Source organism: Psychrobacillus sp. FSL H8-0484 (assembly GCF_038005325.1).
Classification (GTDB): Bacteria; Bacillota; Bacilli; order Bacillales_A; family Planococcaceae; genus Psychrobacillus.
This window is the reverse complement of record NZ_JBBOSZ010000001.1, coordinates 2740111-2753360: the sequence shown is the minus strand read 5'-3', so window position 1 is coordinate 2753360 and position 13250 is coordinate 2740111. Positions and strand designations below refer to the sequence as shown.

The window sequence follows — 13250 nt, the reverse complement described above, 5'->3', positions numbered from 1 at the left end:
TTCGAGAGGATTTTTGTCGAAAAAGAATTTCTTTAGTAGGCAAAAACGGAGCTGGCCGTTATCCAGAGTTGAGAGGGTCAATTTTTGGCCAACTAGGGTGGAACCGCGGAAGCTTATATAAGCTCTCGTCCCTTGCTATATGCAAGGGATGGGGGCTTTTTTTTTGTCTCTGTTAAATTAGACTGTTGTTTTTTAGAAGCATATATTTTCGGCAAGTAACAACATAGTCGTTTAGCAGAGCCTTATCTTTATATTTGAAAGGAGTCCTGAAAAATGGATATTAAAGTACCAAGAGGAACACAAGATATTTTGCCATCCGAAACGGGAAAATGGCAAGTAGTTGAAGATTTAATAAGAGAGCAATGCCGTATGTATCAATATAAAGAAATTAGAACTCCTGTATTCGAGCATACGGAACTATTTACGAGAAGCGTTGGAGATACAACTGATATCGTGCAAAAAGAGATGTATACATTCCAAGATCGTGGAGATCGTTCACTCACACTTCGACCTGAGGGAACAGCTTCTGCCGTTCGTGCATTTGTGGAACACAAAATGTTCGGTTACCCTGATCAGCCAGTGAAATTGTATTATATGGGACCTATGTTCCGATATGAGCGCCAACAAGCCGGAAGATATCGCCAATTTGTTCAATTTGGCATTGAAGCAATTGGTAGTGCAGATCCAGCAATTGATGCAGAAGTTATTTCACTTGCTATGTCTGTTTATCAAAAAGCAGGCTTGAAGAAATTAAAGCTCGTAATTAATTCCCTAGGTGATACAGAAAGCCGAGTTGCGCACAAAGAAGCACTAGTAAACCACTTTGCACCGCATATCAAGGAGTTCTGTTCGGACTGTCAAAACAGATTGCAAAAAAACCCACTACGTATTTTGGATTGTAAAATCGATCGCATACATCCTTTAATGGAAACTGCACCTTCACTAACTGATTATTTAAATGAAGATTCGGCGGCTTATTTTGAAAAAGTGAAGGAATACTTAACGATTTTAAACATTCCTTTTGAAGTAGATCCTAACTTAGTTCGTGGTTTGGATTATTACAATCACACCGCATTTGAAATTATGAGTGTTGCAGAAGGCTTCGGCGCAATTACAACTTTAGCTGGAGGCGGAAGATATAACGGCCTTGTGGAAGAGCTTGGAGGACCAGATTCTCCGGGTATTGGATTTGCAATGAGTATAGAACGATTATTGCTTGCGATGGAAGCGGAAAAAAATAATTGGGCTGATAACTCTACGTTAGATGTATATGTCATTGGCATGGGAGAAGCTGCGAAGAAAAAAGCGGTGGAACTTACGCATGAATTACGTCAAAACGCTATTACGGCAGATATGGATTATCTAGACCGCAAAGTTAAAACGCAAATGAAATCAGCAGATCGCCTAAAAGCAAAATTAGTGCTTGTAATAGGGGATGATGAACTGGAAAAACAAAGCGTGATGTTAAAAAATTTATCTACAGGAAACCAACAGCTAGTACCATTTAGCTCATTGATAGAGCAAGTAAAAAATAGTATGACAACAAAGGTGGAGGCAAAAGAACAATGAACAGAACCCATACAAGTGGAGAATTAAATGAACAACATATAGGTGAATCCGTCCAATTAATCGGGTGGGTTCAAAAACGAAGAGACTTAGGTGGACTAATATTTGTAGATGTGAGAGATCGTTCCGGACTTGTGCAAGTTGTATTTAATCCAGAATTCTCGGAAGAAGCAATTAAAATTGCAGACACACTCCGCAATGAATACATTATTGAAGTGCACGGAACAGTAATTGCGCGAGCTGCAAATCAAATAAATCCAAACTTGCCTTCTGGTGCAATTGAAGTACATGCAACAGATGTTTCTATTATTAATGAAGCGAAAAACCCTCCATTCGCAATTGAAAATCAATCAGAAGTTGGAGAAGATATTCGTTTAAAATATCGTTATTTAGATTTGAGAAGACCAGTGATGTATGACACATTTAAAATGCGTTCGGATATTACTAAAACAGTGAGACGTTTCTTAGATGACGAAGGATTTTTAGAAGTGGAAACACCAATATTAACAAAATCTACACCAGAAGGAGCTCGTGACTATTTAGTTCCAAGTCGTGTACATGATGGAGAATTTTATGCACTTCCACAATCACCACAATTATTTAAGCAAATGTTAATGGTAGCTGGATTTGAAAAGTATTATCAAATTGCTCGATGCTTCCGTGATGAAGATTTACGTGCAGATCGTCAACCAGAATTCACGCAAATTGATATGGAAATGAGTTTCTTATCCATGGATGATATTTTGGAAATGAATGAACGTATGATGAAAAAAATCATGAAGGATGTAAAAGGTATCGATGTAACTATTCCATTCCTTCGTATGAACTATGATGAAGCTATGGATCGTTTCGGTTCTGATAAACCAGACGTTCGTTTCGGTCTAGAATTAGTCAACCTTTCAGAACTTGTGAAAGATAGCGCATTTAAAGTATTTGCTTCTGCTGTGGAAACTGGCGGACAAGTGAAAGCGATTAATGTAAAAGGAGCAGCGGATAACTATTCAAGAAAAGATATCGATGCTCTTGGTGAATTTGCTGGAGTATATGGTGCAAAAGGGCTTGCTTGGTTAAAAGTAGATGCTGATGGCCTTAAAGGACCTATTGCTAAATTCTTTGAAGGCGAAGCAGCAGCTGGCTTAATCGAAGCACTAGAAGCAACTGCAGGAGACTTATTATTATTTGTTGCAGACAAGAAATCTGTTGTAGCAGATGCATTAGGTGCACTTCGTTTAAAACTTGGTAAAGAGCTGGAATTAATCGATGAAAATCGCTTTGAATTCCTATGGGTTGTAAACTGGCCATTATTCGAGTACGACGAAAAAGAAGGGCGATACTACGCAGCACATCATCCATTCACACGTCCATTCGACGAAGATCTACCATTAATGGATTCAGATCCAAGTAAAGTACGTGCACAAGCATATGACTTAGTATTAAATGGTTATGAACTTGGTGGAGGATCATTGCGTATTTATTCAAGACCGGTTCAAGAAAAAATGTTTGAAATACTTGGTTTCACGGATGAAGAAGCGAAAGCTCAATTTGGATTCCTAATGGAAGCATTTGAATATGGAACTCCTCCACATGGTGGTGTTGCATTTGGATTGGACCGTGTAGTTATGCTTCTTTCTGGCAGTACAAACTTGCGCGATACAATTGCATTCCCGAAAACAGCAAGTGCTAGTGACTTGTTAACACAAGCTCCAAGTCCCGTAGCAGATGCACAACTAGAGGAACTAAGTTTAAAGTTAAATATAAAGAATAAATAATTGCATTTCACATAACCTAAGGACCACTCGATCTACTGAGTGGTTTTTTTGATAACATTAGACGGAAACTATATTGATAAAAGTTAATACCCATACATAGAATAGAAAAGTATCTATTCTTGTGAGGGACGGTGGTCCAAGTTATTGAAAAAGCGTTACTATTTATCATTTTATTAAGGTTACTTTCCGGTAGTGTCGAAATAACAGCTGCAATGTTTATGTTAAAATTTAATGATTTGGAAAAGGCCTTTTATATCAACACTTTACTTGCTTTAGTTGGACCAGTTATTTTAATTGTTACAACATGGATAGGATTGATCGGCCTAGCTGAAAAGATTTCAATGACGCGGATAGTATGTCTGTTTGCCGGCATATTTCTCATTCTCTTCAGCTTAAACTCCAAATAAAAAAGGACTGATTCAGCTCATTGACTGTTCGGTCCTAATCATTACATAGTACAAGGGTGAAGTAGGTGTAGAAAAACGAGTCTTTTTCTACACCTGTTTTTTGTATACTTTTTATTAAACTACTATTTTTTGTAGGCAATTGATTGTAGTGAAAGACGGTGACTCCAGCGGGAATAGCGTGAGCTGAAGGCCCCGCAGGAGCGAACAAAGGAACAAAGGATAAGAACGCCACCTCCAATGGAAGGCAATCTAAAATCGCCGCGTCCTGCGGCAACGATTGCATGACCCACATCCTGTGGGCCTCAACGCCTTTGTGACCAACATCGTGTTGGTCTGAGGAGACTGAAGCCATGCCCGCGGATAGCGTCCGTCTGGAACGAAAATCAATACATTGGAAAAGGGACCATCTCTCAGTCAATGTATGACTTTAGGGACAGCCCCTTTCATTTTTCTATGCAGAATTTTTCTTTTGATCTATTTCATCTACCTTTACGCACTTAAACACAATGAATAAAAGGACAAGACCCAGTATACCAGAGGAAATATAGGTGACATTAAGATAGTCTGTCATTACAAGAGACATAACTGGAGGACCTGCAGCAACACCAATAAATCTGGCAGAGCTGTAAAACGAAGAAACGGTTCCTCTCTCTTCCTTTTGTATATTTTCTGTGATGATGGCGTCAAGTACAGGCAGTATTGCGCCAATTGCAATACCCACGATACTAGTTACTACTAACAAAAGTATAAGTTTTTCTTTGGTAAACCCAACAAAAACGACGCTTGCGGAAACAATTATCAAACAAAAGACTATTAATTTTTTTATCGTAGACAATTCACCTTTAATTTTTCGGCCCGTAATAAAAGACGCTATACATAGTAATAAAAGAGGAATGGCTAGTACAAATCCTTTTTTTATTCCTTTAATATGATGTACTTTTTCAAGATTCTCGGATAAAAAGAAAAGTACGCCGAATAATATAAACATAACAAAGATTCCATTTAGGAAAACGGAAAATAACCACTTTCCTTCCTGCTTAAATGTTTTTTTTATATTTCTTAAAAAGTCTTTTAACTTTACGGGCTCATCTTCTTCCTTCGGTGCTTTTACAAAGAAAAAAATAAGGGCAATAGAAATTAAACTAAATATAGAAATGGAGAAGAAAGGCAAAAACCATAATAGAGCGGCAAACGCTGAACCTAGAATAGGGCTTAACACTTTTCCGAACGTGTTGGATGTTTCAATAATTCCTAAAGTAGAGCTTGTTTTTTCATCGTCCCCTTTAAATAAATCGCCCACAAGTGGCAAAACAATAGGCATAGCTCCAGAAGCCCCAACACCTTGTAATATGCGTCCTATAATGATCCATGTAAATGGGTTATCCATTTTCCAGGAAGCAAAGCCGGCAATGAGACCTCCGATTAATGCAAGAATCAAACTAGGTAAGATAACCATTTTCCTTCCAAAACGGTCGGATAAATAGCCCGCAACAGGGATGAGAATGATAGCTGCAACCGAATAACTCGTAATAATCATGCTAGATTGAAAAGAACTGATCCCGACCTTTTCTTCCAAAACTGGTAGGACTGGAATAAGCATAGAATTTCCAAGTGTCATAACAAGCGGAATAGAGGCCAAACTAATAATACACCACTTGCTAACGATATTTTCACTTTGATCTGTCTTTTCCATAAACACACCTCAATAACATCAATTATTAAAGGTATGTTTACCTTACCTATTGTTTTTATGCATTTAGGAAAAGGAACGATTTAAAAATTATGTAAATTTATAAAGAGTTAAAATAAGGAATGATAAGCTTGGATGCCAAAATAAATTCCAAAACCAATCATGGAAATAGAAGATATAATAGAAATAGTTTTTAAAAACGAATTCGACAATAATTTACGTGAACCACTGGATATAGTTGCCATAGTTAAATCCACTAATGTAATGCCAAGTAAAATAGTTATACTAAATAAAATCACTTCAAATCCCGTTAAAGAACCGCCGCCTCCTACTAAGATAGAACCATATATACCCAACCAAAAAAGGATGGTCAATGGATTTAGAAGTGCCAAGAGAAAGCCAGCTAAAAATGAGTGTCTCAGACGAATTACTTTGCGAAATTTTGGATCCATCGAAATAGTATGGAGTGTCAGTAAATTTTCTATTCCTGTATACATAAGAACAAAAAAACCAAAGGACCATAAGAATGTTTTCATAAACGGATTATCGATAAATTGTCCGACTCCGAAATATACCATTAACATGTAAAGGATGTCGGTTGCGATAGCACCAAGACCAAAAAACCAAGCATGAAAAAATCCATTCTTAATACCTGTATTTAATAAGGTCGCCTTAACAGGGCCTATCGGTGCTGCTAATGAAACACCTAAGATGAAGTAGGTAATTAGGGAATTCATAAGGGAGCCCTCCGTAAATATCGTGTCTTTGCATAATATTCAACAAAGACAGGTTGTACGACTACTTCCAAGTTAATTTTTCATGGACTTTTTTTAAAGTGAACTCTAGTATATTTAAATTCTTTGGCACATAGGATAATTCATTTACTCATTTTCACAAGCGACTTATTGGAGAAAGAACCCGCTATGGATTAATACTTTGAGTATTTATTCCTACATTAAAATATTCAGAATAGTATAATTATAATGCGATAAAATAATTGAAGTTTATAAATCCATATGCTATCATACAAGTAATACGAATCCTGATGTGTTCGCTTCATGCCAATCAGTTTTGACCGAACAATTATATCGTCGGGAGTCTAACTTTTATTATGAATGACATGCCTTTCATTGGGACGTCAGAAGTAATAAAGAGGACACCCACCTGCTATATGCGGGTTCAAAACGATACGCTTTATGTGTCGGCACGATTGGGATTCGTCTAAAATTTTTAAATATCCTCTAGCAGTTTTTGCTGGAGGTTTTTTCTTGGGTATTATTCCTACTAATTTGATATTAATGGAGTGAATTAAATTGTTACATCAATTTTCTAGAAATGAACTTGCGATTGGTACAGAAGGTGTCGATTTATTAAGAAATACGACTGTCGCTATTTTAGGTGTTGGAGGAGTTGGTTCTTTCGCGGCTGAGGCTTGCGCGAGAAGTGGGGTAGGACGTATTATTTTGGTAGATAAAGATAATGTTGATATTACAAATATTAATCGTCAACTAGTGGCTTATATGTCAACTGTTGGTCGCTCGAAATCGGAAGTAATGAAAGAACGAATTGCAGATATAAATCCTGCGTGTGAAGTAATCGATATGCATATGTTTTATACAGAAGAAACGTATGAGCAGTTTTTTGCAATGAATATTGATTATGTCATTGATGCATCGGACACCATTATTTACAAAATACATTTGATGAAAGAGTGTTTAAAGCGTGGAATTAAGATTATTTCCAGTATGGGTGCAGCCAATAAAACAGACCCAACTCGCTTTAAAATTGTCGATATCTCAAAAACACATACAGATCCACTTGCGAAAGTCATTCGTACAAAACTACGTAAGGAAGATCGCATCACGAAGGGAATACCAGTCGTATTCTCTGATGAAAGTCCAATTGTAGTGCGTGAGGACGTGGTAGGAACTGTTGGAAAACCGGATGCAGCAATTCGTAAAGCAAAAATGCCACCATCTTCCAATGCATTTGTCCCTTCAGTAGTAGGTTTAATATGCGCAAGTTGGGTTATTAATGATATTACAAAGGACATTACGATTAATCGAGTACAGTAATTTGTTGCAGTTTTTTCCTTATCATTTATACTAAAATTACATAACTTATGAATGAGGTGGAAATAAAATGACGGAATCTACAAATCAAGAACAAACAAAAAAGAAAATGACTTTACAAGAAGCGGTGAAACAAAAGCTAGAAGAAAAGAAAAACCAAGCTTCGGGCGGAAAATCACAAGGTAACGGCACTGCTGGCAACCAAAAAATGAAAAGCCAGCAAACCAAGAAAGTAAGTAATACAAGACGTAAAATGGGTGTCTAAAAGTATTTGTGTATAGATAGTATTATCTATACAGTCTGCGACGAGCTTTGCGCAGGAGCACAACGAAGAAAGTGAGTAATACAAGAAGAAAAATGGGTGTTTAACCCTAAAGAATCCAGTCTATCTATAACGTAGACTGGTTTTTTTGTCTTCAGAAATTTATTTTGTTTCTCATAAGCTTCATAAATACAATGACAGAAAAATAGATAGCATTCCTCTTATAAAGCAGCAACATAGCTCCCGAAATTGTATCTTCGGGAGCTTAATTTATTTGTAGGATAGAATTAATTCTCTATTATCCAATCCAAAAGTAACATGTCTCCAAAAGTTACAGGAGAGCGACGGACAGACGACCGCCCCAAGATGACCGAAAAAAGAGTCGAGGGAAGTGACGTCTGTTACTTCCCTCGACTTTAACTTCCCTACGGTTATGATGTAGTAAAAGTCTGTCCAAAGCAATCTGGAAAGATTGAGAACAAGTGCTCCAAAAAAACTTCATTTAAGATGATCCGCCTTTTTAAAAGGTGGCGCATTGCATTTTCCTTATTTCTCCATTTTAAACTTCTCTAATCGGTTATAAATAGCTGCGAGACGTTTTTCTTCACCCGCTTCGATTGGTTTATAAAATTTCGTGCCAATGAGACTGTCGGGCAAGTACGTTTGATTAACCCATCCCCCGAAGGTGCCAATTTTATGATCGTGCGGATAAATATAGCCTCCGTGACCAAGCTCCGTTGCACCGGCATAATGAGTGTCTTTTAAATGACTTGGAATGTCACCCGTTTTTCCTTGATGAATACTAGCAATTGCCGCATCGAGAGCAGCATAAGCGGAATTAGATTTTTCGGACAAGCACATTAAAACAACGGCATTCGCTAAAGGAATACGCGCTTCTGGGAGACCAAGTCGTTCAGCCGCTTGTATGGCAGCAAGCACTTGTGACCCAACAGATGGGTTAGCAAGGCCGATATCCTCATAACTCATCACGAGCAGTCTTCTAGAAACAGCTACTAAATCTCCATTTTCAAGTAAATGGGCTAAATAATAAAGTGCAGCGTCCGTGTCACTGCCCCTAACAGATTTTTGTAAGGCAGATAATAGATTATAAAAGTGAGACCCTTTTTTATCTCCAAAAACGCCTACACGATCAATTAAGCTCTTAAGTGTGGCGTCTTCTACCTTTGTGGCTCCATCTTCCTCAAAGCTTGCAAATATAGTTGATTCTAATAGAGTTAATGCTTTTCGGGCATCACCATTTGCAGCATCTGCAATTTTTAATCGCTGTTCATCGGTAATATGTATGGATGTTTGACCAAGCCCTTTTTCTTTATCAAGTAAGGCTCTTTTTAAAAGCATATCTACATCTTCTGTTGTAAGACGCTTTAGCTGCTTTATCTCTCCACAACGAGAACGAATTGCCGGATTCACATCGTGAAATGGATTTTCAGTTGTCGCTCCAATTAATATAATTGAACCATTTTCAACATGTGGCAAAAGTGTATCTTGCTGCAATTTGTTGAAGCGATGTATTTCATCTAAAAACAAAATGACTTTTCCGCTAATACGAGCATCTGCAACCACATCTTCCACATCTTTTTTACCTGCTTTTGTTGCGTTTAATGCCACAAAAGGGAGCTTGGTCGTTCCTGCAATAGCAAATGCAAGAGAAGTTTTACCAACCCCTGGGTCGCCATAAAGAAGCATGGAGGGAACATGACCGTTTTTAATCATTTTATATAACGCTGTATTTTTTCCAATAACATGCTGCTGTCCAGCGAGTTCATCTATAGTTTGAGGTCTCATGCGATAGGCTAAAGGTTCGTTGTTCAAAATGATCACTCCTTCATTCGTACATTTGTTCTTTTATTATATAGAACATTGTTTAAAAAGTCATTTTGAAGTCGCTCGAACCAGTAACTATGCTATACTAGGGAAAGAATTTTTAACTGAAATTGATAACTAAAGAGGTGGAATATATTGAAATTTTCAACAAAAGGCCGCTATGGACTAACGATTATGGTTGCGTTAGGAAAACAATGTGGACAAGGACCAATCGCACTTCGTCAAATAGCAGCAGAGCATAATTTATCAGAAGCATACTTAGAACAAATTGTATCTCCTCTTCGAAATGCAGGACTTGTTAAAAGTGTGCGTGGAGCTTATGGAGGGTATATGCTATCAAAAGCACCGAATGAGATCACAACGGGTGATGTAATTCGAGTTTTGGAGGGGCCAATTCAAATCGTAGAAGGTATTGATGAGGAGGCGCCACCCCAACGCGAATTATGGTTGCGTATTCGTGACGCAGTGAAAAACGTGTTAGACACAACAACGATTGAAGATTTAGCGGAATATTCAGAAGAAAATCCAGAAGACCCTGGATATATGTTTTATATTTAAGGAGTTTACAATGACTAGAATATATTTAGACCATGCTGCTACAACGCCAATGGCTGAAGAAGTAATTAAAACGTTCACGGATGAGTTAAATCAAGTGTTTGGAAATGCATCAAGCATACATCAAACTGGTAGAAGTGCAAGAAAAAAACTTGATGAAGCAAGAACTATTCTTGCATCAAGTATTGGTGCACATGAGACCGAAATAACGATTACTAGTGGTGGAACGGAAGCCGATAATTACGCTATTTTTGGTACAACTTATGCGCGAATGAATGAAGGGAAACATATTATTACGACTCAAATTGAACATCATGCTGTGCTACATGCATGTGAACAGTTAGAGCGTGATGGATTTGAAGTTACTTACTTACCTGTAAACAAAGATGGACTGATTAATGTCGATGACTTGAAAAATTCACTTCGAGAAGATACTATATTAGTTTCTGTTATGTATGCTAATAATGAGGTCGGCTCGATTCAACCAATTCAAGAAATTGGAGATTTATTAGTAGATCATCCAGCTTATTTCCATACAGATGCCGTACAAGCTTACGGAAGTATTTCTATTGATGTACAAGCATTACACATCGATTTACTGAGTGTTTCTAGTCACAAGATCAATGGTCCAAAAGGAATTGGCTTTTTATTTCAACGAAAAGGTATTTTCTTAAAACCACTATTCTATGGTGGTCAACAAGAACGTAAGAAGCGTGCGGGTACGGAAAATGTTCCTGCAGTCGTTGCATTTGCGAAAGCTGTTGAATTAAAACAATCCAGTTTTAAAGATAGTATTAGTCATTATCAACAGTTAAAAAAAGCTTTCTTAAACGAGCTTGGAAATAAGGGCGTTCAGTTCACTATTAATGGATCAACAGATTACGTTTTGCCTCATGTATTGAACGTTAGCATACCAAAAACAGATGTGGAAACATTTTTAGTACAACTGGATTTAGCGGGAATTGATGCTTCAAGTGGTTCTGCATGTACAGCCGGTTCAATCGATCCTTCTCATGTGCTAGTAGCTATGTTCGGTGAAAATACACCAGAGCTTCGAAATTCTGTCCGATTTAGTTTTGGATTAAACAATACAGAGCAGCAAGTAATAGATGCTGCAACTAAAATAAGTAAAATTATTCTGTAGTTTGAACGAATAATCGAAATGAGTGAATATAAGTGAAAAAAATAGAAGATACACGTGTAGTTATTGGAATGTCCGGGGGAGTAGACTCTTCGGTCGCAGCTTATTTGTTAAAAGAACAAGGGTATGATGTAATCGGTATTTTCATGAAAAACTGGGATGATACGGATGCAAACGGTGTTTGTACTGCAACAGATGACTATGAAGATGTTATTAAAGTGTGTAATCAGATAGGTATCCCTTATTACGCAGTGAATTTTGAAAAGCAGTATTGGGATAAAGTGTTCACGTACTTCTTAGAGGAATATAAAGCAGGAAGAACTCCAAACCCTGATGTAATGTGTAATAAAGAAATTAAATTTAAAGCATTTTTAGATCATGCATTAGCGCTTGGGGCAGACTATTTGGCAACTGGCCACTACGCACAGGTGGAAGTTCGTGATGGACAAACTCGCATGCTACGAGGAAAAGACAATAATAAAGACCAAACGTATTTCTTAAATCAATTGAATCAAGAGCAATTAGAGAAAGTAATGTTCCCAATTGGTCACTTGGAAAAGAAAAAAGTGCGTGAAATTGCCTTAGAACAAGATCTTGCAACTGCAACGAAAAAAGATTCTACTGGCATTTGCTTTATTGGCGAAAGAAACTTTAAAGAGTTTTTAGGTCAGTATTTACCTGCCCAACAAGGTGTGATGGAAACAATGGATGGGAAACCAATGGGTAAACATGATGGATTAATGTACTACACAATAGGACAGCGTCATGGTTTAGGAATTGGTGGTTCAGGTGATCCATGGTTCGTCATCGGCAAAGATTTAGAACGAAATGTATTATTAGTTGGACAAAATATCAATAACGATGCATTGTTTTCGACAAGCCTAACAGCTACGGATTTATCTTTCACAACGACGCTAGAAAAACCAAAATCATTTAATTGTACGGCTAAATTCCGTTACCGCCAGGAAGATGTAGGAGTTCATGTAGAATTGCTATCTGAAGATAGAGTACTTGTCACATTCAATCAGCCAGTTCGCGCAATAACACCAGGCCAAGCGGTTGTTTTCTATCAAGGAGACGAATGTCTAGGTGGAGCAACGATTGATGAAGTGTTCAAAGATGGACTAAAACTGGATTACGTTGGTTAATGGAGGTTATAAACATGAATTATAATGAATTAGGTATCCAAGCGATTCAAGAAGAAAATTATGAAAAAGCAATGGAGCTATTTACAAAAGCAATTGAAGAAAGCCCAGAAGAAGCAATTGGGTATATTAACTTTGGGAATCTTCTTGCTTCCATGAATGAAAACGAACGTGCAGAACGATTCTTTCAAAAAGCTATTACATTAGATGAACAAGCGGCGACGGCATTTTATAGTTTAGCAAATTTATACTATAATGATGAGCGCTACGCAGAAGCAGCCAAATTATATGAAAAAGCGATTTCTAATGGAATTGAAGGTCCAGATGCGTATTTCATGCTAGGAAAAAGCTTTGATAAAGAAGGTCATACCAAGCTTGCCTTACCATACCTACAGCGCGCATATGAATTAGATGCATCAGATATACAAATTAAACTAACATACGGTATTGCGCTAGCGAGCATGGAAATGTTTGAACAAGCGGAACCTGTCTTTAAAGAAATTATAGAGGCTGATCCAGAAAATGCTGACGCTCATTACAATTTAGGCGTTTTATACGCTGTTTCAACATCGGATACGGAAGCTGCTCTTAAGCACTTAAAAGAAGCATTTACGATTCAACCCAATTATGATCAAGCACGATATGTGTACGACATGATTGCTCTTCGCAATTAACTTATTCAGACTCTGCTGAATTAAGTTAATGCCTCAGGCGGATGTCACAGATTTTGAAGGGAGATCATCGAACAAGTTCGATGCAAAATCTGGACCAATTACGCCAAGGCGAATTTGATTTATA

General features: G+C 37.5%; 13 protein-coding genes, 1 other RNA gene and 1 other annotated feature (1 of these 15 running past the window's edge). Of the genes, 10 read left to right on the top strand and 4 right to left on the bottom strand.

Annotated elements, in window-relative coordinates; translation table 11 throughout:
• Nucleotides 1-136, top strand: a binding site (T-box leader); it begins 99 nt to the left of the window's first position.
• A 137-nt stretch (nucleotides 137-273) separates the two neighbouring features.
• The 3 genes from hisS (at nucleotide 274) to MHH81_RS13400 (ending at nucleotide 3742) form a co-directional block, all read left to right on the top strand.
• Nucleotides 274-1569, top strand: coding sequence for a histidine--tRNA ligase (gene hisS, locus MHH81_RS13410; RefSeq protein WP_340922042.1), 1296 nt, complete (start codon nucleotides 274-276; stop codon nucleotides 1567-1569).
• Nucleotides 1566-3335 (top strand): aspartate--tRNA ligase, encoded by a 1770-nt coding sequence (gene aspS / locus MHH81_RS13405; protein ID WP_340922040.1) that lies wholly within the window; start codon nucleotides 1566-1568, stop codon nucleotides 3333-3335. Before hisS ends, aspS begins: the two co-directional genes overlap by 4 nt.
• Before the next feature lie 131 nt (nucleotides 3336-3466).
• A complete protein-coding gene (locus MHH81_RS13400) occupies nucleotides 3467-3742 on the top strand; it encodes a YqhV family protein (protein ID WP_340922038.1) in 276 nt (91 codons plus the stop codon).
• Nucleotides 3743-3776: 34 nt separating this feature from the next.
• Here the strand turns inward: MHH81_RS13400 and MHH81_RS13395 are convergent, their stop codons facing one another.
• The 3 genes from MHH81_RS13395 to MHH81_RS13385 form a co-directional block, all read right to left on the bottom strand.
• On the bottom strand, nucleotides 3777-4034 hold the full coding sequence (locus MHH81_RS13395; protein ID WP_340922037.1) for a hypothetical protein: 258 nt from the start codon (nucleotides 4032-4034) through the stop codon (nucleotides 3777-3779).
• Between the two features lie 159 nt (nucleotides 4035-4193).
• Nucleotides 4194-5435: an MFS transporter gene (locus tag MHH81_RS13390; protein ID WP_340922035.1), complete on the bottom strand. Its 1242-nt coding sequence runs from the start codon at nucleotides 5433-5435 to the stop codon at nucleotides 4194-4196.
• A gap of 107 nt (nucleotides 5436-5542) precedes the next feature.
• The gene (locus MHH81_RS13385; RefSeq protein WP_340922033.1) at nucleotides 5543-6169 is read right to left on the bottom strand and encodes a LysE family transporter; all 627 of its coding nucleotides are present in this window, start codon (nucleotides 6167-6169) and stop codon (nucleotides 5543-5545) included.
• A gap of 299 nt (nucleotides 6170-6468) precedes the next feature.
• On the opposite strand from MHH81_RS13385, the gene ssrS reads away from it, so the two are divergent.
• The 3 genes from ssrS (at nucleotide 6469) to MHH81_RS13370 (ending at nucleotide 7769) form a co-directional block, all read left to right on the top strand.
• A non-coding RNA gene (gene ssrS, locus MHH81_RS13380) (6S RNA) lies at nucleotides 6469-6653 on the top strand.
• Between the two features lie 92 nt (nucleotides 6654-6745).
• A complete protein-coding gene (locus tag MHH81_RS13375) occupies nucleotides 6746-7507 on the top strand; it encodes a tRNA threonylcarbamoyladenosine dehydratase (protein ID WP_340922031.1) in 762 nt (253 codons plus the stop codon).
• Nucleotides 7508-7574: 67 nt separating this feature from the next.
• Nucleotides 7575-7769 (top strand): hypothetical protein, encoded by a 195-nt coding sequence (locus MHH81_RS13370; protein ID WP_340922029.1) that lies wholly within the window; start codon nucleotides 7575-7577, stop codon nucleotides 7767-7769.
• A 543-nt stretch (nucleotides 7770-8312) separates the two neighbouring features.
• Here the strand turns inward: MHH81_RS13370 and MHH81_RS13365 are convergent.
• Nucleotides 8313-9599 (bottom strand): replication-associated recombination protein A, encoded by a 1287-nt coding sequence (locus tag MHH81_RS13365; RefSeq protein WP_340922028.1) that lies wholly within the window; start codon nucleotides 9597-9599, stop codon nucleotides 8313-8315.
• Between the two features lie 147 nt (nucleotides 9600-9746).
• Here MHH81_RS13365 and cymR point away from each other — a divergent pair, with 147 nt between their 5' ends.
• From cymR to MHH81_RS13345, 4 genes are read left to right on the top strand one after another with little or no spacing between them, the layout of a single operon-like run.
• Nucleotides 9747-10169 (top strand): cysteine metabolism transcriptional regulator CymR, encoded by a 423-nt coding sequence (gene cymR / locus MHH81_RS13360; protein WP_340922026.1) that lies wholly within the window; start codon nucleotides 9747-9749, stop codon nucleotides 10167-10169.
• A gap of 10 nt (nucleotides 10170-10179) precedes the next feature.
• Nucleotides 10180-11310 (top strand): cysteine desulfurase family protein, encoded by a 1131-nt coding sequence (locus MHH81_RS13355; RefSeq protein WP_340922024.1) that lies wholly within the window; start codon nucleotides 10180-10182, stop codon nucleotides 11308-11310.
• A gap of 32 nt (nucleotides 11311-11342) precedes the next feature.
• Nucleotides 11343-12455 carry a tRNA 2-thiouridine(34) synthase MnmA gene (mnmA, locus tag MHH81_RS13350; RefSeq protein ID WP_340922021.1) on the top strand — a complete coding sequence of 371 codons (1113 nt, stop codon included), beginning with the start codon at nucleotides 11343-11345 and terminating at the stop codon, nucleotides 12453-12455.
• A gap of 14 nt (nucleotides 12456-12469) precedes the next feature.
• Nucleotides 12470-13126, top strand: coding sequence for a tetratricopeptide repeat protein (locus tag MHH81_RS13345; protein ID WP_340922019.1), 657 nt, complete (start codon nucleotides 12470-12472; stop codon nucleotides 13124-13126).
• Nucleotides 13127-13250 lie beyond the last annotated feature (124 nt).

What these genes read in the sequence shown, in the direction of transcription:
- hisS (WP_340922042.1), top strand. Translation starts at nt 274, where the DNA reads ATGGATATTAAAGTACCAAGAGGAACACAAGATATTTTGCCATCCGAA.
- aspS (WP_340922040.1), top strand. Translation starts at nt 1,566, where the DNA reads ATGAACAGAACCCATACAAGTGGAGAATTAAATGAACAACATATAGGT.
- MHH81_RS13395 (WP_340922037.1), bottom strand. Translation starts at nt 4,034, where the DNA reads ATGTGGGTCATGCAATCGTTGCCGCAGGACGCGGCGATTTTAGATTGC.
- MHH81_RS13390 (WP_340922035.1), bottom strand. Translation starts at nt 5,435, where the DNA reads ATGGAAAAGACAGATCAAAGTGAAAATATCGTTAGCAAGTGGTGTATT.
- MHH81_RS13385 (WP_340922033.1), bottom strand. Translation starts at nt 6,169, where the DNA reads ATGAATTCCCTAATTACCTACTTCATCTTAGGTGTTTCATTAGCAGCA.
- MHH81_RS13370 (WP_340922029.1), top strand. Translation starts at nt 7,575, where the DNA reads ATGACGGAATCTACAAATCAAGAACAAACAAAAAAGAAAATGACTTTA.
- MHH81_RS13355 (WP_340922024.1), top strand. Translation starts at nt 10,180, where the DNA reads ATGACTAGAATATATTTAGACCATGCTGCTACAACGCCAATGGCTGAA.
- MHH81_RS13345 (WP_340922019.1), top strand. Translation starts at nt 12,470, where the DNA reads ATGAATTATAATGAATTAGGTATCCAAGCGATTCAAGAAGAAAATTAT.